The organism is Kitasatospora sp. NPDC098652 (assembly GCF_044760155.1).
Lineage (GTDB): Bacteria > Actinomycetota > Actinomycetes > Streptomycetales > Streptomycetaceae > Kitasatospora.
The window spans coordinates 675,763-695,780 of the sequence record NZ_JBIWAQ010000001.1 but is presented as its reverse complement, the minus strand read 5'-3'; the positions used below and the strand labels follow the sequence as shown (position 1 = coordinate 695,780).

Sequence of the window (20,018 nt, the reverse complement as noted above, 5' to 3'; positions counted from 1 at the left end):
GCTTGTCCTGACCGAACGATCGGTAGGGCTCCCAGTCCCGTCCGACCTGCGAAGGAGCGACGATGACCGGCCGTGCGTCCGACCCCGACCGACGCCTGGGGGAGCCGATTCCGCCCGGGCTCCTGGACGCCGGAGAGCGGATGGGCGTCGACGAACTGCGCGCCCACCAGCTCGACCGGCTCCGGGCCACCCTGCGGCACGCCTACGACCACGTCGAGCTCTACCGCCGCAAGTTCGACGCCGCCGGGGTGCGCCCCGAGGACTGCCGCACCCTGGACGACCTCGCCCGCTTCCCCTTCACCACCAAGGCCGACCTGCGCGAGGGCTACCCCTTCGGGATGTTCGCCGTCCCGATGGAGCGGGTCCGCCGGCTCCACGCCTCCAGCGGCACCACCGGGCGCCCGACCGTCGTCGGCTACACCGAGCACGACCTCTCCGTGTGGGCCGACGTGGTGGCCCGCTCGATCCGCGCGGCCGGCGGCCGGGCCGGGCACAAGGTGCACATCGCGTACGGCTACGGGCTGTTCACCGGCGGCCTGGGCGCGCACTACGGCGCCGAGCGGGCCGGCTGCACCGTCATCCCGGCCTCCGGCGGGATGACCGCCCGGCAGGTCCAGCTGATCCAGGACTTCCGCCCCGAGATCATCATGGTCACCCCGTCCTACCTGCTCACCCTGCTGGACGAGTTCGACCGGCAGGGCCTGGACCCGCGCGCCAGCTCGCTGCGAGTGGGCATCTTCGGGGCCGAGCCCTGGACGGAGGAGATGAGGCGGGAGATCGAGGAGCGGCTCGACCTGCACGCCGTCGACATCTACGGCATCTCCGAGGTGATCGGCCCCGGGATCGCCCAGGAGTGCGTGGAGACCAAGGACGGCCTGCACATCTGGGAGGACCACTTCTACCCGGAGGTGGTGGACCCGCTCGGTGACGAGGTGCTCCCGCAGGGGGAGGGCGGCGAGCTGGTGTTCACCTCGCTGACCAAGGAGGCGCTGCCGATCGTCCGCTACCGCACCCGCGACCTCAGCCGGCTGCTGCCGGGCACCGCGCGGCCGGCCTTCCGGCGGATGGAGCGGGTCACCGGGCGCAGCGACGACATGATCATCCTGCGCGGGGTGAACCTCTTCCCGACCCAGATCGAGGAGATCCTGCTGCGCACCCCGGGGGTCGCGCCGCACTTCCAGCTGCGGCTGACCAGGGAGGGGCGGCTGGACCGGCTGACCGTCCGGGTGGAGGCCCGCCCGGAGGCGGGTGCCGGGCTGCGGGAGGCGGCGCGGGCGGAGATCGTCCGGGCGGTCAAGGACGGCGTGGGCGTGACGGTCGCGGTCGAGGTGGTGGACCCGTACACGCTGGAGCGCTCGGTCGGGAAGATCAAGCGGGTGGTCGACGAGCGGGGGTAGCGCGGGCAGCGGGGGTAGCGGCCTGCGGGGGTCCGGCGGGGTCCGGCGGGGTCCGGCGGGGGGCCGGTGGAGGAGGCCGGAGGCGCACGGCTGTCCGGGGGGTGATGCCGTGCGCCTCCGACGTCTACAGCAATGTAGACGCTCAGTGGGCGGAGAGTCCAGCCGCCGCCCGACGGTGCGCCCGCGCGGCGAGCGCCAGCGACACCGCCATCAGCACCGCCAGGGCCAGGCTGACCGGGCCGGTGCCCAGGCCGATGCCGCCGCGGTCGGCGCCCACGCCGAGCCAGTCCGCGAAGGAGGCGCCCAGCGGACGGGTCAGCACGTACGCCCACCAGAACCCGGCCACCGGGCCCACCCAGCCGGACCGGGCCGCCACCGCCGGGACCGCGATCAGCAGCGCGAAGCCCAGCCCGGCCACCAGGTAGCCGAGGTGCAGGGTGGCCGCCGTCAGGTCGCCCAGCGCGGTGCCCAGGGCGAAGGTCACCAGCACGGCCGCCCAGTAGAACAGCTCCCGGCGCAGCCCGGTCACGCGGTCGATCGCCAGCGAGCCCTCCACCCGGTGCCAGAGCAGGAACAGCACCGCCAGCGCCACCGCCAGCGAGCCGGCCGACAGCGCGTACGGGACGCCGAGCGCGACGTGCGCCACGTCGGCGACCATCGTGCCGAACACGCTGACCAGGACGACCACCGCCCAGTACAGCCCGGGCACGCAGCGCCGGGTCCGCAGCTGCACCAGCAGGGCGACGGCGAGCAGCAGCCCGGCGGCGGCCACCGCCAGGACCGGGTCGAAGGTCTTGGCGAGGAAGTCGGAGAGCGTCTCGCCCATGCCGGTGGTCAGCACCTTCACCAGCCAGAACCAGCCGTCGACGGCGGGCACCTTGCTGGCGCCGGAGCGCCCGGGGCGGCCGGGGTGGCCAGGGGCGGGGCGGCCGGTGGCGGGGCGGTCGGGCGCAGGCCGGCCGGCGGCGGGGCGGGTCGTCGTGGGGTGGGCCATGTCAGCCCTCGGCGCCGTCGACGGCACCGGCGTTCCCGGCGGTGGTGTTGGAGGTCAGCTCACCGCTGGTGCCGTCCACCGTCACCAGGTGGCGCACGCCGTCCTGGCCGACGACCGACACGGCCCAGGCGGCGCCGCCGCCCTGCTCGGTGATCCGGCGCAGCGACTCGGCGCGGCCGCCCGGCACGGCGGCCTGGGCCTTCTCCAGGGCGGCGGAGGCGCCGACCGAGGGCAGCGGGGCGGGCGCCTGGCCCTGCGCCCGGCCCTGGCCCTGGCCCTGCGCACGGCCCTGGCCCTGCTCCTGGCCTTCGCCGCCGCGCTGCTGCCCGTGCCCGTGCCCACGGCCGCGCCCCTGCTCCTGCCCGCGCCCGTCCCCGCGCTCGGAGCCGCGCCCGTCCCCGTGCCCCGAGCCGCGCCCGGCGCCGTCCTCGGCCGAGGCCGCCGCCTCGTGGTGCCCGCGGCCACTCTCCCCGTGCCCCTCGTGGGCCGCCGCCGCGACCGCCAGCCCGCCCGCGCCGAGCAGCGCCACCGTCACCACCCCGGCGGCGAGCCGGCGCTCCTTGCCGCCCGCCCAGGCGCGCAGCCGCTGCGCGCGACCGCGCCGGGGCGCCAGCGGCGGCAGTTCGGGGACCTCCGGCTCCTCGCCGGACGACGGGGTGAAGGACGACTGGGGTTCGGTCATCGCGTGTGCTCCTTGCCTGGGAAGTGCGGTGCTGCGCTCCGCGCCCGGCGATCATGGCGGACCGTTCCTGAACCCACGCTTAAGCCGCCGCAAGATCGCCCACGACCGCCTGGCACCCTGAACGGATGCACATACTCGTCGTGGAGGACGAACAGCGGATGGCCACCGCGCTGCGGCGCGGCCTGGAGGCCGACGGCCACACCGTGGACACCGCCCACAACGGCCCCGAGGGCCTCGCCCTCGCCGAGCGCCACCCCTACGACGTGATCGTCCTCGACATCATGCTGCCCGGCCTCAACGGCTACCGGGTCTGCGCCCGGCTGCGCGCGGCCGGCTGCCGGGCCGGGATCCTGATGCTCACCGCCAAGGACGGCGAGTGGGACGAGGCCGAGGCCCTGGACACCGGTGCGGACGACTACCTCGCCAAGCCCTTCTCCTTCGTCGTCCTGCTCGCCCGGCTGCGCGCCCTGCACCGCCGGATCGACCAGCAGCGCCCCCGGCTGCACACCCTCGGCGACCTCGTGCTGGACGCCAACGCCCGGACCTGCACCCGGGCCGGCACCCCCACCCACCTGACCGCCCGGGAGTTCGCCATCCTGGAGCACCTCGCCGCCCGGGCCGGCACGGTGGTCTCCAAGCGCGAGATCCTCGACCACGTCTGGGACGCCCACCACGACGCCGACCCGAGCATCGTCGAGGTGCACGTCCACGCCCTGCGGCGCAAGATCGACGCGCCCTTCGGCCGGGCCGCCCTGCAGACCATGCGCGGCGCCGGCTACCGGCTCGACCCGGCCGGCGGCTGAGGTGCGCCGCCTTCGCCGACTACCCGCCCAGCTCCGCCGGTTCGTCCCCCGGACGGTACGCGCCCGGGCCACCGCGGCCGCCGGTACGGTGCTGGCCGCGGCCCTCGCCCTGGCCGGTGCCGGACTGCTCGCCGCCGTCCGCGCCGACCTGGTCGCCTCCGCCGCCTCCGCCACCCGGCAGCAGGCCGACTCGGTCGCCCAACTCGCCGCCCAGGGACGGCTGACACCCGTCCTGCACGCCGCGCACGGCACCGACTTCCTCCAGGTCGTCGACGCCCGCGGCAGCGTCCTCGCGGCCAGCCCCAACCTGGCCGGCCGCCCCGCCCTTCCCGCCGCCGGGCGCACCGGCTCGCACACCACCGACGACGTCGACCCGCTGTACGAGCACCACCGCCAGCGGCTCGCCGCCGTCACCGCCGACACCCCGACCGGCCCGGTCACCGTGTACGCGGGCGCCTCGCTGCGCGCCGCCGACGAGGCCATGGACATCACCCAGGCCGGCCTCGCCGTCGCCTGCCCGCTGCTGCTGCTCACCGGGGTGGTGGTCACCTGGAAGGTCACCGGGCAGGCGCTGCGGCCGGTGGAGGCGATCCGCGCCGAGGTCGACGCCATCACCGGCCAGGACCTGCACCGCCGCGTCCCCGAGCCGGGCACCGCCGACGAGATCGCCCGGCTCGCCGCCACCATGAACGCGATGCTCGACCGGCTGGAGGCCTCCGGCCGCCGCCAGCGCGAGTTCATCGCCGACGCCTCGCACGAGCTGCGCAGCCCGCTCGCCGTGCTGCGCACCCAGCTGGAGGTCGCCGACACCCACCCGGACCCGGCGGTCCGTGCCGAGCTGGTGCACGGCGCCCTGGCGGACACCGACCGGCTGCAGACCCTCGCCACCGACCTGCTGCTGCTCGCCCGCCTCGACGCCGGCGGCACCGACGACCGCCCGCGCCGGCGGACCGACCTCACCGAACTGGTCGCCACCACCGTGCTGGCCCGCCCGCCCGGCCCGCACCGCCGCACCACCGACCTCGCCCCCGCCGTCGCCGTCGACGGCATTCCGCTCTGGCTCGGCCGGCTGCTCACCAACCTGCTGGACAACGCCGAGCGGCACGCCGCCACCACCGTGCACGTCCGGCTGGCCGTCGACCCCGAGCGCGGCCTCGCCCTGCTGGACGTCGAGGACGACGGCCCCGGCATCCCGCCCGCCGACCGGGAACGGGTCTTCGAACGCTTCACCCGCCTCGACGACGCCCGCTCCCGCGACCACGGCGGCAGCGGCCTGGGCCTGCCGATCGCCCGCGACATCGCCCGCCACCACGGTGGCACCCTCACCGTCACCCCGACGGAGGCCGGTGCCCGGCTCACCGCGGCGCTGCCGCTGGCGGGGGCGTAGCGACCGCACCGGGCGCCCACGAGCCGCGGCCCGACGGCCCCGGCACGCCCCCGTTTGGCGCACCTGGGTCGTGGAGGAGCTGATGGCTTCCCAGACTCGGAGGGCAGGGGGGCGGATTCGATCGGAGAGGCTTCCCGATGAGCAACAGGCTCCGCCGCGTCCTCGCGGTGACCGCAGTGGTTTCCCTCGGCCTCGGCGCGGCGTCCTGCGGCAGCGCCAAGCAGTCCTCGTCGGGCGGCGGTTCGTCGGGCTCCGCCGCCGCGAGCGGAGGCGGGGCGGTCGGCGCGGTGCGGATCGGTCTGCTGCTGCCGGAGAGCAAGACCACCCGCTACGAGCAGTTCGACCGCCCGCTGATCGAGAAGAAGATCAAGGAACTGGCGCCGGACGCCCAGATCGACTACTACAACGCCAACCAGGACGCGACCCTCCAGCAGACCCAGGTGGACACCGCCCTGACCAAGGGCGACAAGGTGCTGATCCTGGACGCGGTGGACGCCAAGTCGATCCAGTCCTCCGTCCAGAAGGCCCACGACGCGGGCGTCAAGGTGCTCGCCTACGACCGGCTGGCCCAGGGCCCGGCCGACGCGTACGTGTCCTTCGACAACCACAAGGTCGGTGAGCTCCAGGGCCAGGCCCTGGTCGCGGCGGTCGGCGGCAAGGCGAACGCGGGCGAGATCTTCATGATCAACGGCTCGCCGACCGACCCCAACGCGGCCGACTTCAAGGCCGGCGCGCACAGCGCGATCGACGGCAAGCTCAAGATCGGCAAGGAGTACGACACCCCCCAGTGGGACCCGAACACCGCCAACCAGGAGGCCGCCGCCGCGATCACCGCGATCGGCGGGCCGAACGTGGTCGGCGCCTACTCGGCCAACGACGGCATGGCCGCGGGTGTCGCGACCGCGCTCAAGGCGGCCGGCCTGAGCGTCCCGCTCACCGGCCAGGACGCCCAGCTCGACGGCATCCAGCGGATCGTGGCCGGGTCCCAGACCATGACGATCTACAAGCCGTTCAAGCCGGAGACCGACATCGCCGGCCAGATGGCCGTCGCGCTGGCCGCCGGCAAGGCGCTGGACGCCGGCCTGGTCCCGACCACGGTGACCAACGGCAGCGGCAACAAGGTGCCCGCCAACCTGATCACCCCGATCGTCGTCAACAAGGACAACATCAAGACCACCGTGGTCCAGGACGGCCTCTACACCGTCGCCCAGATCTGCACCCCGGACTACGCCGACGCCTGCAAGAGCGCCGGCCTCCAGTAGTAGCGCCGGCCTCCAGTAGTAGGCGGCCCGGAATCCGAACCGCCCCGCCTCCACCACGGAGGCGGGGCAAGGGAGTTGGTCACTGTGCCAGGTGAGACCGTACTGGCCCTGCGCGGGGTCTCCAAACGGTTCGGCGCCGTCCAGGCGCTCACCGACATCGAACTCGAGGTGCACGCCGGCGAGGTGCTGGCCCTGGTCGGCGACAACGGCGCCGGGAAGTCCACCCTGGTCAAGTCGATCGCCGGGGTGCACCAGCCCGACGACGGCGCCATCGAGTGGCAGGGCCGACCGGTGAGCATCCACCGGCCGCAGGACGCCCAGCAGTTGGGCATCGCCACGGTCTACCAGGACCTCGCGCTCTGCGACAACCTCGACGTGGTCGGGAACCTCTTCCTCGGCCGCGAGATCCGGCGCTTCGGCATCCTCGACGAGGTCGCCATGGAGAAGCGCTCCCGGACCCTGCTGGACACCCTCTCCATCCGCATCCCCAGCGTGCGGATCCCGGTCGCCTCGCTCTCCGGCGGCCAGCGCCAGGTCGTCGCCATCGCCCGCGCCCTGATCGGCTCGCCCAAGGTCGTGATGCTGGACGAGCCGACCGCCGCCCTCGGCGTCGAGCAGACCGCCCAGGTCCTCGACCTGGTCGAGCGGCTGCGCGAGCAGGACCACGGCGTCATCCTGATCAGCCACAACATGGCGGACGTGATGGCCGTCGCGGACACCGTCGCGGTGCTGCGCCTCGGCCGCAACAACGGCGTCTTCGACAAGCGCAGCACCAACCAGGAAGAGATCATCTCGGCCATCACCGGCGCCACGGACAACGCCGTGACCCGGCGCAGGGCCCGTGGCCAGGAGGATTCCCAGTGAGCGACCACATCCCCGGGAACACCCCCGGCGACGAACCCGGACGCCACCGCCCCCGGCTGCCCGAGGACTCCATGCCCACCGGCGGCGTCAACGCGCCCGTCCCGGTCGCCCCCGAGGCCATCCCCGCAGTCGACCCCCGGCTGATCGTCCGCCAGGAGGGCGTCAAGGGCTACCTGGGCGAGTTCCGCCGCCGGATGAGCAGCGGCGAACTGGGCTCGCTGCCCGTCGTACTGGCCCTGATCGTGATCTGGGCGGTGTTCGGCAGCCTCAACAGCAGCTTCCTGTCCGCGCAGAACCTCTCCAACCTGTCCCAGCAGATCGTCGGCACCGGCATGATCGCGATCGGCGTGGTCTTCGTGCTGCTGCTCGGCGAGATCGACCTCTCGGTCGGCTCGGTCAGCGGCCTGTGCGCGGCGATCTTCGCCGTCCTGAACGTCAGCAACGGCGTCAACCAGTGGGTCGCCCTGATCACCGCGATCGTCGGCGGGACGATCGTCGGCACGGTCCACGGCTTCTTCTTCGCCAAGATCGGCGTCCCGGCCTTCGTCGTCACCCTGGCCGGCAACCTCGGCTGGAACGGCCTGATGCTCCAGGTGCTCGGCGCCAGCGGCACCGTCAACCTCTCCGGCAAGGACATCGTCTCCCGGCTCTACAGCACCATCTACGGCCAGCAGATCGCCGCGTACGGCACGGCGGCCGTCGGCGTGCTGCTGTTCCTGTTCGCCTCGCTGGTCGACGCCCGCCGACGGCAGGCCTCGGGCGTGCCGTCCCGGCCGGTCGCCGACATCGTGCTGCGGACCGTGCTGCTGGCGGTGATCGCCTTCCTCGCCGCCTACACCCTCAACCAGTACAAGGGGCTGCCGCTGGCCCTGCTGATCTTCCTGATCCTCATCGTGGTGCTGGACTTCGTGCTGCGCCGCACCACGTACGGCCGCCAGGTGTTCGCGCTCGGCGGCAACATCGAGGGCGCCCGCCGGGCCGGCATCAACGTCTCGTGGATCCGGATCAGCGTCTTCGCCATCTGCTCCACCATGGCCGCCATCGGCGGCCTGTTCCTGGCCGCGCAGATCCAGTCCGCCAGCCAGACCTCCGGCGGCGGCAACCTGCTGATGAACGCCATCGCGGCGGCCGTCATCGGCGGCACCAGCCTGTTCGGCGGGCGCGGCAAGACCTGGTCGGCGCTGCTGGGCGCGCTGGTGATCGGCTCGATCCAGTCCGGGATGAACATCCAGGGCCTGAGCAACGCCATCCAGTTCATGATCACCGGCGCGGTGCTGCTGGCCGCCGTCGTGGTCGACTCGCTGGCCCGGCGCACCCAGCGGGCCGCCGGGCGGGCGTGAGCCCGGTCCGATCGGCCCTATGCTGCGGGCATGCCGAGTGAGCTGCGAGTTCATCGACCGGACACCGATCAGGCGTTCATCCTGCGCGAGACCGAGCTGACGCCCGTCCCCTTCGTGCCCGAGATCCGCCTCCACATGGCGCAGGACGCCATCGCGCTGTGGGAGACCACCGAGCGCGAGCGCGGCCGCGCCGGACTGCCCCCGCCGTTCTGGGCCTTCGCCTGGGCCGGCGGGGTCGCGGTCGCGCGCTACGTGCTGGACCACCCCGAACTGGTCGACGGACGGGCCGTACTGGACATCGCGGCCGGCTCCGGGCTGGTCGGCGTGGCGGCCGCGCTGTGCGGCGCGACGCAGGTGCGGGCCGCCGAGATCGACGCCTACGCGGTCGCCGCCATCGGCCTGAACGGCGAGGCCAACGGCGTACGGGTGGACGGCGCGCTGGTCGACCTGGTGGACGGGGACGGCGCCCCGGCCGAGGTGGTGCTGGCCGGTGACGTGTTCTACGAACGGGAGATGGCCGCCCGCTTCCTGCCCTTCCTGGAACGGGCCGCCGCCCGCGGCGCCACCGTCATCGTCGGCGATCCGGGCCGGGCCTACCTGCCCCGGGACCGGTTCACCGCGGTGGCCGCGTACCAGGTGCCGGTGGTGGCGGACCTGGAGGACGCCTCGGTCAAGACCACCACGGTGTGGCGCCTCGGCTGACCGTCGGCCGTTCCCACCCGATCCTTCCGGCGGCCCGTCCCCTCCCGGCGTCCCGTCCACGACCCGGAATTCCGGGCGGCCCGGCCGGACCCCCTGCTAGACAGGCCGGCATGACCGAACAGATCGTGCTGCGCCCCGCCCGGCCCGAGGAGATCCCCGCCCTGCTCGCGCTCTGGGCCCGGGCCGCCAAGGGCACCAGCATCACCGACGACGAGGCGGGCGTGGCCGCGCTGCTCGCCCGGGACCCGGAGTGCCTGATCGTCGCCGCGGCGGCCGACGACCCCGGCACCCCGCTGGGCACCGTCATCGCGGGCTGGGACGGCTGGCGGTGCCACCTGTACCGCCTCGCCGTCGACCCCGACCACCGCCGCCGGGGCATCGGCGCCGCCCTGCTGGCCGCCGCCGAGGAGCGCTTCGCCGCGCTCGGCGGCCGCCGGGCCGACGCCATGGTGCTGGACGACAACGCCCTCGGCCACCGCACCTGGCAGGCCGCCGGTTACCACCCCGAACCGCAGTGGAGCCGCTGGGTCAAGCCCCTTGCCGGCGCCGCGGGTTAGGCGCGGCGGATTAGGCGCGGCGCCCGCCGGAGTGGTGGCCCAAGGCAGGCCTGGGCCACCACTTGGGCAGTCGGCCGCGGAGCCGTCAGCCGCGGAGCCGTCAGCCGCGCAGCTCGGCCAGCCAGGCCTCGACCTCGGCGGAGCCGCGGGGGAGGTCGGCGGAGAGGTTCTCGTTGCCGTCCTCGGTGACCAGGATGTCGTCCTCGATCCGGACCCCGATGCCCCGGAACTCCTCCGGCACGGTGAGGTCGTTCTGCTGGAAGTACAGGCCCGGTTCGACGGTGAGCACCATGCCCGGCAGCAGCGTGCCGTCGACGTGCTCCTCGGTGCGGGAGTGGGCGCAGTCGTGGACGTCGAGGCCGAGCATGTGGCCCGTCCCGGCCAGGGTGAAGCGGCGGTGCAGGCCCAGCTCGTACACCTTGTCGGCGGTGAGGTCGCCGAACAGGCCCCAGGCGGTGAGGTGTTCGGCCAGTTCGCGCTGGGCGGCGTGGTGGAAGTCGCGGAAGTCCGCGCCCGGCCGCACGGCGGCGATGCCGGCCTCCTGGGCGGCGTGCACCGCGTCGTAGACCTTGCGCTGGACGTCGGTGAAGCGGCCGGAGACCGGCAGGGTGCGGGTCACGTCGGCGGTGTAGAGCTCGTTCGTCTCCACGCCCGCGTCGAGCAGCAGCAGGTCGCCGGGGCGGGCCTGGCCGTTGTTGCGCACCCAGTGCAGGGTGGTGGCGTGCGGCCCGGCGGCGGCGATGGTGCTGTAGCCGACGTCGTTGCCCTCCAGCCGGGCGCGGACGAAGAAGGTGCCCTCGATCAGGCGCTCCGGCGTCGCGGCGTCCGTGCCCAGGACGCGCACCACGTCCTCGAAGCCGCGGGCGGTGGCCCGGCAGGCGTGGCGCAGCTGGGCGATCTCGAACTCGTCCTTCACCAGCCGCATGCCGGAGAGGAAGACCTCGAACTCGGCGTCCCGCTCGGGGTTCGCGCGCCCGCCGACGGCGGCCTCCACCCCGGCGTCGTGCCGGCGCAGCACCCGGACCGGGGCGGTGGCCGCGGCCAGGTCGGCGTGCGCGGTGCGGACGTCCCGGCAGGGCAGGCCGAAGAGCTTCTCGCTCTCGGTGAGGCTGTTGCGGCGGCCGTCCCACAGTTCGCCGTGGTTGTCGAGCCAGAACTCGCCGCTCTCGATGTCGGAGCGGTTGCGCAGGTAGAGCACCGCGCGGTGGCCGCTCGCGCCGGTGGGCTCCAGGACCAGTACGGCGTCCTGGGACTGGTCGCCGGTCAGGTACACGTAGTCGGAGGAGGGGCGGAACGGGTAGTCGGTGTCGTTGGCCCGCACCTTGGGGTTGCCGGACGGGACCACCAGCAGCTCGCCGGGGAAGGCGGCGGACAGCGCGGCCCGGCGGCGCTCGGTGTGGGCGGCCTGCGGGATCGGCTCCAGGGCGTGGCGCTCGGTGTCGGCCCAGCCGCGCTTCATGCTCTCGGCGAGTTCCTCGGTGACCCCGCGGGTGAGGCCGTTCTTGCGGTACTTGATGGTCTCGGTGGCTTCGGTGGGCTCGGTCACAGCGAACTCTCCTGAGGGGGCGGGGAGATGCGGCGCCTCGTCGCGCCGACCTGCCTGGTACACGGGTACGTAACAAGCGTTGTGTACCGTATATCGAACGGCGTCCGAAGAGAAGGGGCAGGTGCCGGATCCGGGAACCGGCCACGGCTGTTCGCACACATCGCCTACCATCCCGGCGGGGGAGGACCGGTGCGCGCGCGCACGACCGGGCCGCTCGCCCCTGCGGCGGCCCGGACCCGGTGCCGACCGCTCCGACGACCGGGAGTTGACTCGGTGACACTGATACGACGCACCGGCCGGGGCCTGACGGCCGCGGCGGTGCTGCTCGGACTGGCCGTGGCGCCGGCGGGCTTGGCCGCCGCGCCCGCCGCCGCCCTCGGCTCCGCACCCGCCTCTGCACCCGCCTCCGCACCCGCCTCCGCACCTCCGGTGCCGGTGAACCTCACGGCAGCGGGCCCGTTCGCCGACTCCTTCCGGCAGAGTCCGGCGCTCAACACCGCGCCGCTGCGCGGGTTGAACGTCGGCCTGGACCAGCGCCAGCAGGGCAGCGCCCGGACGGTCTCCTGGACGAGGACCTCCGGCCGCTGGGACACCTCGGTGGCACCGGACTCCTCGTACGTCCAGGTCAGCACCCCGGACCAGCCGAACCGGCTGGTGTTCACCACCGGGATCTCGGCGGTCATGCTGGGAGCGCCGGTGATCGCGGACGCCGACGGCTCGTACACCGTCTCCACGGTGGTGGATCCGGCGGTGGGGGACACGACCAGCGGTGACTGGGCCTCGCTGGTGCTCAGCCGCAGCCACCGCGCCAACGGGTACGTCACCAACGCGGACGTGGACCTGGGGCTGACCGTCACCTCGGCCGGGAAGCTGGCGCTGTTCCACGGCGGGGGCGGTGAAACCCCGTTCTGGCAGGGCTCGGTGGCGCCGGCCGACCGGTACGCGGTCGCGGTGAAGGTGTCGACCGGCGCGGACCGGGCCGTGACCCTGACGGTCAACGGCACCGCGTTCACCGTCACCGGCCCCGGGTCGGTCAACCGCTGGCCGAGCAGCGCGTTCCTCTACCTGGGGGCGTACCTGTCCAACCCCGGCGAGCTGACGACCTTCGGTGACGGCAGCGGCACGGGTGTGAACGTCAGCCGGATCGACGCCGCCGCGACAGCCGGGGCGAAGCCCTTCGTGGACACCTTCGACGGCGCTCCGGCGGGCGGCGACGGCGGCCTGAACGACGACCTGAGCGCCCGCCAGCCGACCCTGGTCTCGGCCAACTACACGGCGGTGTCCGGCACCAAGGGCCTGGCCGCGACACCCCCGCCGGGTTCGGTCCGGGTCAACAGCCCCGCCGCGCCCAACGCGCTGTCCTTCCCGCAGGGCACCGCCGCCGTCCGGCTGGGCAAGCCCGTCACCGCGGACCTGTCCGGCTCCTACACGGTGCAGGCCCGGCTGACCCCGGCCGTCGGCCGCACCAGCGGCACGGACGCCGCGACCCTGCTGGTCAGCAACGCCTCCGGCGCCACCGGCGCGGTGGACACCGACGACGTCGCCCTCGGGCTCAGGCTCCAGGCCGACGGCACGCTCAAGCTCTACCAGGGCGGTACGCCGCTGCCGTTGCTGAGCGGCGCCGTCCCGGCCGGCTCCGGCACCCACGACGTCGCACTCACCCTCGCGGGCGGTGCCGCCCGGCAGGCCGTCGTCACCGTGGACGGCACCACGGTCTTCGCCGGACAGACCCCGGCCGCCCTGCCCCGGGACGGCTACCTGCACCTCGGCGCGCAGCGCAGCACCCCCGGCACCGTCACCACCGCCGACGACCTGCGGGTCAGCATGCTCGGCGGGCTGGACTACTACGGCTACTTCGACGTCATGGACCCGGACCAGTTCAACAACAACCTCGACCACAGCGCCGAGCTGTTCCCCTGGACGAACATGAACAGCTTCGTCGGCCAGGACCTCACCGATCCGCGCTACGCCGGTTTCCTGGACTACTGCCGCCCCGCCTCCTGCGTCATCGACGTCAGCAAGCAGGTCGCGGTGCCCACGCCGACCTGGCCGGTGAGCACGCCCAACCCGGACGCCCCGGCGGCGCTGGCCGGGCTGGCCGCCCGGATCGGCGCCAACCTGGACAAGCTCTCCGCGATCTACACCCTGGACGAGCCCTACTACCACGGCTTCGACGCCGGCCAGGTGCAGACCCAGGTCAACCAGGTCCGGGACGCCTTCCCCGGCAAGATGCTGGCCTACACCACGGACACGGCGCACCTGACCTCGCCGGTGCCGAGCGGCGTCGACCTGGTCGGCTTCGACGACTACTGCCCCGGCCGCGGCACCCTGGAACAGGAACTGGCCGCGTTGCAGGGCGCCCTGGCCTCGCCCGACCAGCACCTGGTGATGTTCCCGGAGTCGTTCAGCAAGAACATGGGGGCCTGCGGGACGGCCCCGGACGCGCAGATCGCCGCCAACAACGCCGACTACCGCGCCATCGCGGCCCAGCACCCCCGGGTCGTCTACCTCCAGAACTTCCGCTGGCTCAACTCCCAGCAGGGCGCCGACTGGCCGCTCACCACCCAGCGCCAGCGCGCCATCGGCACGGCGGTCATCAACGCCACGCCGACCCCGGCCGCCTCCGGCGTCGGCATCTACCGGCCCGGTGACCGCAGCGTCAGCGAGAACAGCCACAACGACGTCTTCCTCGGCGGCTCCGGCACCTCCCCGCTGTTCACCGACCCGGACGACGTCCCGCTGACCGGCCACTGGAACGGCCCCGGCACCGACACCATCGGCGTCTACCACCGGGCGACGTCCACCTTCGTGCTGCCCAAGGCCGACGGCACCACCAGCACGTACCGCTACGGCAACACCGGCGACCTCCCGGTGGTCGGCGACTGGAGCGGCACCGGCCGCACCACCATCGGCGTCTACCGGCCCGGCGACCAGACCTTCTACCTCAGCGACGACAACGCGAACCCCACCTACTCGCTCAAGTTCGGCAACCCCGGGTGGACCCCGCTGGTCGGCAACTGGAGCGGCAGCGGCCGCACCACCATCGGTGCCTACGACCCCGGCACCCGGACGTTCTACCTGCGTGACACCAACACGCCGGGCGGGCAGGCGGACCACACCTTCCAGTACGGCAACATCGGCGACATCCCGATCAAGGGCGACTGGGACGGAACCGGGACCGACACCGTCGGCGTCTACCGGCCCAGCGACCGGAGCTTCTACGGATCGGCCAAGGAGGGCACCCTGACCGTCTACGGCACCCGCTTCGGCAACTGGGGCGACCAGCCGCTGGTCGGCAACTGGGGCTGAGCGTTCGTAGGCTGAACGGCGGGCCCGGCCGGTCGGCACCGGCCGGGCCCGTACGGAGCAGCGCGACGGGACAAGGGCGCCGGGGTGCGCGGAAGGGGGCGGGGTGAGCGGAAGGTTCGGCTGCGCGGAGTGCTACGGCGAGGACCCGGAGGCGGTGTGGGCGCGCCAGCGGGAGGGCTTCGCGTACGAGGCGGCGGTGGTGGCCGACCCGCACTTCTCGGTGTCCATCCGCCGCTGCCTGGCCTGCGCGCAGCGGTTCGGCTGGATCCGCACCGAGTTCACGAACTGGTCGGGCGGTGACGACGCCTCCTACCTGACGGTCGTGCCGCTCACCGGCCAGGAGTCCACCGCCCTGGCCGTCGGCACGCTGGCCCCGCTCGACCTCGGCACCCTCGGCGAGGGCCGCCGCCACCTGCACCACGACCGGCCGAGCAGCGGCCCGGCGCGGCTGCACTGGGCCACCGGGCCGTTCCCGGTGGAGGAAGGCCACTGATCGCGTCGTTCACCGATCGTCTGCCGCCTCCCGTTAGCGTCCGAGCGTTTCGTTCCGGCCAACGATGAGGAGTTCACCGGATGCGGCGTTGTCGAGGGCGTTCCAGGCCCGGGAGTGCCTGGCTCCGAAGGATCGTCAGAGCGGTCGCGATGACCGTGGTGACGGTGCTCATGGCCGGTGGCCTGAGCACCGTCCAGCCGGGCGTGGCCCACGCCGCGGTGAGCAAGACCGGGTACGCCCGCAACTACGCGGCGCTGATGGCCTACGGCATCCAGTACCTGACCACCTGGTACCGGGACCCGTACCGCCAGGTCCGCGGCGGGACGGGTTACGTGTACGTCCCGCTCCGCAGCCTGGCACCGGCGGGTACGGCCGACGTCAGCCTGATCATCCGGCGCTCGGACCTCTTCATCGTCGGCTGGTACGTCCACGACGGGGCGAGCGTGGCCGACTGGTGGAACAACCGGCTCAGCCGCAACGGGCGGATGTACCTGCTGGACAACGCGGCGGAGCTGCCCGGAATGCTGCTGGCCGGAGCCACCGTGAACACCACGCCCATCCGGATCCCCAGCCACTATGTCCCCCTGGAGCAGTACGCCGGGCTCACCCGCGCCGACATGGGATTGAGTCAGGGGGAGATCGAGCGCTCCGTCCAGGCCCTGGCGACCATCGACCAGAACGATGACGCCAGCCGCCGGGCCGCTGCCCAGGCGATCCTCCGGTTCGCCTACGCCTACTCCGAGGGCCTGCGGTTCGGATCGATCCAGACCGAGGTGGAGAACACCATCAAGGACGGCGGGAAGACACAGGACTCCCGGGCCACCAACGTCGACGACACCAACAAGTGGAGCGCGATGACCAAATCGGTCGCTAAGGCGACCGCCGACAACAGCATCAACTGGAACCAGACCATGGTCGACAACGCCGACCTGCGGACGCTGAAACGCCAGCCCCCAGGGCCGCCCGACGGCGGGGGCGCGGGCTGCGCGGCACCCGCTCTGGCGAGCCGGACGGAGACGGCGGCGGACTCTGCCGCCTGCGACGCGCCGATCACCGCGGCGTTCTCGGTGGCGGACAACCAGGCGTACCTCTTCCACGCCGGGGAGTACGCGAGTGTGGAGGTGAACGCCGGCACGGCCAACGACGCGATCTCCGGCGGCCCGCAGGGCGGGATCAAGAGCATCTACGACAACTGGCCGTCGCTGCGCGGCACCCGGTTCGTCAACGGCATCGACGCCGGGTTCTCGCTCGCGAACCACAAGAACGAGGCCTACCTGTTCAGCGGTGACCAGTTCGCCCGGATCTCCGTGCACCCCGGTGCCGTCGACGACACGATGCTGGACGGCCCCAAGCGGATCGTCGACGCGTTCCCCGTGTTGAAGGGGACGATCTTCGAGTCGGGGGTGGACGCCGCCTTCTCGGTCCGCAAGGGGGAGGCGTACCTGTTCAAGGACGGCAAGTACGTGCTGCTGTGGGTGGACGACAAGAAGGCCGGCGACGTCCGCAATGTCGCCGACAACTGGCCCTCGCTCAGGGGCACGCCCTTCGCCCAGCACATCGACGCCGCGTTCTCCACCACGGAGTGGACCCGCTGGTGGTGGTTCTTCCAGTACGTGCCCGGTGAGGCGTTCCTGTTCAGCGGTAACCAGTACATCCGGATCTCGGTGACGCCCGGAACCACGGACGACAAGGTGCTCAACGGACCGCTGACCATCTGCCAGGGCTGGAACAGCCTGTGCGGCACCCCGTTCGACGGCGGGGCGCAGCCAGCCACGGCGGAGCCGCTGACCTGGTCCGGGCCGACCGGCCGATCGATCGAGGCACCGACCCCGGCCGCGGACCCGGACCCGAGTGCCCCCGCGGCCTGGTCGACCGACCCGGCCGACCAGCCCAAGTGCCGCCCTGACGGCATGACCCCGACGCAGGGCGTGAACACCCCGTACTGCCTGGCCTACGACGACGCCGGGCGCGAGCTCATGGGCTCCTCGCACCCCAGGCGGGTCATCGGCTACTTCGCCGGCTGGCGCACCGGCCGGGACGGGACCCCGGCCTATCTGCCGAGCAACATCCCCTGGGGCAAGGTCACGCACGTCAACTACGCCTTCGCGCACGTCGATCCGGCCAACCGGATCTCGGTGGGCCCGGACTCCCCGGACAACCCCGCCACCGGCATGGAGTGGCCCGGCGTGCCCGGCGCCAACCTGGACCCGGCGCTGCCGTACAAGGGCAACTTCAACCTGCTGACGACCTACAAGAAGCAGCACCCCCGGGTGAAGTCGCTGATCTCGGTGGGCGGTTGGGCCGATACCGGCGGCGGGTCCGGTCCTGACGGAAACCGCGGCGGCGGTTTCTACACCATGACGACCAACGAGGACGGGAGCGTCAACCAGGCCGGCATCGACACCTTCGCCGGCTCCGTGGTGGACTTCCTGCGCCGCTACGACTTCAACGGCGTCGACCTGGACTACGAGTACCCGACCGCCCTCACCCAGAGCGGCAACCCGCAGGACTGGGCCGTCGCGGACGCGGGGAGTCGCCGCAAGGGCCTGACGGCGGGCTACAACGCGCTGACCAGGACACTGCGGGAGAAGCTGGACGCCGCCGGGGCCGCCGACCACCGCTACTACCTGCTGACCGCGGCCTCCTCGGCTTCGGGCTACCTGGTCCGGGGCCAGGAGAACGGCCAGGCCCTGCAGTACCTGGACTTCGCCAACGCCATGACCTACGACCTTCACGGGTCGTGGAACTCCTACGTGGGGCCCCAGGCCCCGCTGTACGACGACGGCAAGGACAACGAGCTGGCGGCGGCGGGGATCTACAACGACGCCGACCCGAACACCAAGGACTACCAGAAGACCGGCTACTTCAACCTCGACTGGGCCTACCACTACTACCGCGGAGCGCTCCAGCCCGGCCGGATCAACCTCGGCGTCCCGTACTACACGCGCGGTTGGCAGGGGGTCCAAGGGGGCACTGACGGGCTCTGGGGCACCGCGCCCCTGCCCGACCAGTCCAAGTGCCAGACCGGCACCGGCACCAGGGCGCCCTGCGGCAGCGGCGCCACCGGCGTCGACAACCTCTGGCACGACAACGACGCGGCCGGCCACGAGGTCGGCGCCGGTGCCAACCCGCTGTGGCACGCCAAGAACCTGGAACGCAACCTCTGGCCCGACTACCTCACCGACTACGGCCTCGAATCCGACGACCCGGCCAACCGGATCAGCGGCTACACCCGGCACTACGACGACACCCTCCAGGCCGCCTGGCTCTGGAACCCCGACAAGAAGGTCTTCATCTCCACCGAGGACGAGAAGTCCGTCGCCGCCAAGGCCGACTACCTGGCCGCCACCGGCGCCGGGGGCGCGGTGATCTGGGAGCTCTCGGGCGACTACTCCTGCCCCGACACCGGCCAGTGTGGCATGGGCAGCACGCTCACCGACCTCCTCTCCGACAAGCTCAAGGGCGCCGGCCCCTACGGCAACACCCGCACCACCCACGCCCTGCCGGACAAGGTCGTCGACGTCACGGCCGAACTCGTCGACTACCCCACCGACGCGGCGAACATGTGGCCGATGCAGCCGAAGCTGCGCATCACCAACAACACCGCCACCACGCTGCCGTCGGGCACCGAGCTGTCCTTCGACATCCCGACCTCGACGCCGCCCCTGCTCAAGGACGAGAGCTGGAAGGAGATGAAGGGGGCCGTCACCGCCGGGCGCACCGGGCCGAACGTCGGCGGGCTGAAAGCGGACTTCCACCGGGTGACGATCAAGCTCGGCTACTGCGAGGACCTGCCGCCGGGCAAGTCCCGCGACATCGGGATCAAGTACTACCTGCCGATCACCGGGCCGGCCAACTTCACGATCAAGGTCGGCGGCACGGAGTACGGCCTCGGCCAGGAGCACCGCAAGAACACCACCACCGTCACCCCCGACCCCGGCGGCACCGCCAACGCCGCAGCCTGCCAGGCGGACCCCTGGGACGCCCGGCGGACCTACAACCCCGCCTGGGCGCCGTTCACGCTGTGGAAGACCGGTGACAAGTGGCTGGTCGAGGACGTCAACAGCGGCAACCTGCTCGACCACCCCGGTGGCTGGGGCACCGCGCACCTGGTCGAGAAGCAGGCCGGCAACGCCAACCAGCAGTGGACCGTCACCGAGGACGGCGGCGCCGGCTGGTTCCGGATCAAGAGCGGGACCGGCGGCCACGACCAGTGCCTGGGCGCCGACCGCTTGTCGTCCGCCCTGAGCGTCCGCGACTGCGACGGCAGCCCGGGACAGTGGTGGGAGTTCCTCGACGACAAGGGCAACCGGGTCACCGGCTCCCCGGCCCACGGGACGTCCTACACCCTCGGCTCCTTCGCCCCCGGCACCACCTGGGCGAGCCCCGACCTCGTCGCCGAGCCCAGGAACAGCGCGGTGGCACCGGGCACCCCGATCGTGGCCGGCGATCCCAGCGGCATCACCCGCGCGGCCGTCTCGTACAACGGTTCCTACTGGAAGGCCAAGTACTGGACCAAGGGCAATGTCCCCGACGCGACCGATGCCAAGAATCCCTGGACGCGGCTGGGGCCGACCCCCTGACCCTGCCGCGGGGAGCGGTGCGGGCACGGTGAACGCGCGGTGCATGCGCGGTGCATGCGCGGTGAGGTGCGGTGAGGGCGCGGGCTTCGAGACTCCTCG

14 protein-coding genes are annotated in these 20,018 nt (G+C 72.8%); 11 read left to right on the top strand and 3 right to left on the bottom strand.

The annotated features are described in order from the left end of the window. Positions 1 to 62: 62 nt before the first annotated feature. Positions 63 to 1,397 (top strand): phenylacetate--CoA ligase PaaK, encoded by a 1,335-nt coding sequence (gene paaK, locus ACIQWA_RS03075; RefSeq protein WP_402477367.1) that lies wholly within the window; start codon positions 63 to 65, stop codon positions 1,395 to 1,397. A 142-nt stretch (positions 1,398 to 1,539) separates the two neighbouring features. Here the strand turns inward: paaK and ACIQWA_RS03070 are convergent, their stop codons facing one another. Both ACIQWA_RS03070 and ACIQWA_RS03065 read right to left on the bottom strand, forming a co-directional pair. Beyond that, the gene (locus tag ACIQWA_RS03070; protein ID WP_402477364.1) at positions 1,540 to 2,391 is read right to left on the bottom strand and encodes a hypothetical protein; all 852 of its coding nucleotides are present in this window, start codon (positions 2,389 to 2,391) and stop codon (positions 1,540 to 1,542) included. A 1-nt stretch (position 2,392) separates the two neighbouring features. After that, positions 2,393 to 3,073: a PepSY domain-containing protein gene (locus ACIQWA_RS03065; RefSeq protein ID WP_402477361.1), complete on the bottom strand. Its 681-nt coding sequence runs from the start codon at positions 3,071 to 3,073 to the stop codon at positions 2,393 to 2,395. Between the two features lie 125 nt (positions 3,074 to 3,198). Between ACIQWA_RS03065 and ACIQWA_RS03060 the strand changes: the two genes are divergently transcribed. The 7 genes from ACIQWA_RS03060 (at position 3,199) to ACIQWA_RS03030 (ending at position 9,988) form a co-directional block, all read left to right on the top strand. Beyond that, a complete protein-coding gene (locus ACIQWA_RS03060; protein WP_360236637.1) occupies positions 3,199 to 3,876 on the top strand; it encodes a response regulator transcription factor in 678 nt (225 codons plus the stop codon). Between the two features lies 1 nt (position 3,877). Beyond that, positions 3,878 to 5,263, top strand: a complete 1,386-nt coding sequence (locus ACIQWA_RS03055; RefSeq protein ID WP_402477357.1) for a sensor histidine kinase — start codon at positions 3,878 to 3,880, stop codon at positions 5,261 to 5,263. Between the two features lie 137 nt (positions 5,264 to 5,400). Then, positions 5,401 to 6,525 carry a sugar ABC transporter substrate-binding protein gene (locus ACIQWA_RS03050; protein WP_402477355.1) on the top strand — a complete coding sequence of 375 codons (1,125 nt, stop codon included), beginning with the start codon at positions 5,401 to 5,403 and terminating at the stop codon, positions 6,523 to 6,525. Positions 6,526 to 6,609: 84 nt separating this feature from the next. After that, the gene (locus ACIQWA_RS03045; protein ID WP_360236646.1) at positions 6,610 to 7,389 is read left to right on the top strand and encodes an ATP-binding cassette domain-containing protein; all 780 of its coding nucleotides are present in this window, start codon (positions 6,610 to 6,612) and stop codon (positions 7,387 to 7,389) included. A 71-nt stretch (positions 7,390 to 7,460) separates the two neighbouring features. Continuing rightward, on the top strand, positions 7,461 to 8,729 hold the full coding sequence (locus tag ACIQWA_RS03040; RefSeq protein ID WP_402477871.1) for a sugar ABC transporter permease: 1,269 nt from the start codon (positions 7,461 to 7,463) through the stop codon (positions 8,727 to 8,729). A gap of 30 nt (positions 8,730 to 8,759) precedes the next feature. After that, positions 8,760 to 9,431, top strand: coding sequence for a class I SAM-dependent methyltransferase (locus ACIQWA_RS03035; RefSeq protein WP_402477352.1), 672 nt, complete (start codon positions 8,760 to 8,762; stop codon positions 9,429 to 9,431). A 110-nt stretch (positions 9,432 to 9,541) separates the two neighbouring features. Further along, entirely contained in the window at positions 9,542 to 9,988 is a 447-nt protein-coding gene (locus tag ACIQWA_RS03030; RefSeq protein ID WP_360236652.1) for a GNAT family N-acetyltransferase, read from the top strand. A gap of 100 nt (positions 9,989 to 10,088) precedes the next feature. Here ACIQWA_RS03030 and ACIQWA_RS03025 read toward each other — a convergent pair whose 3' ends face one another. Next, positions 10,089 to 11,534, bottom strand: coding sequence for an aminopeptidase P family protein (locus ACIQWA_RS03025; protein WP_402477350.1), 1,446 nt, complete (start codon positions 11,532 to 11,534; stop codon positions 10,089 to 10,091). Between the two features lie 273 nt (positions 11,535 to 11,807). Here ACIQWA_RS03025 and ACIQWA_RS03020 point away from each other — a divergent pair, with 273 nt between their 5' ends. From ACIQWA_RS03020 to ACIQWA_RS03010, 3 genes are all read left to right on the top strand, one after another. Continuing rightward, positions 11,808 to 14,843, top strand: coding sequence for a hypothetical protein (locus ACIQWA_RS03020; protein WP_402477347.1), 3,036 nt, complete (start codon positions 11,808 to 11,810; stop codon positions 14,841 to 14,843). 103 nt (positions 14,844 to 14,946) lie between these two features. Further along, positions 14,947 to 15,336 (top strand): hypothetical protein, encoded by a 390-nt coding sequence (locus tag ACIQWA_RS03015; protein WP_360243785.1) that lies wholly within the window; start codon positions 14,947 to 14,949, stop codon positions 15,334 to 15,336. 149 nt (positions 15,337 to 15,485) lie between these two features. Further along, positions 15,486 to 19,919 (top strand): chitinase C-terminal domain-containing protein, encoded by a 4,434-nt coding sequence (locus tag ACIQWA_RS03010; RefSeq protein WP_402477344.1) that lies wholly within the window; start codon positions 15,486 to 15,488, stop codon positions 19,917 to 19,919. Positions 19,920 to 20,018 lie beyond the last annotated feature (99 nt).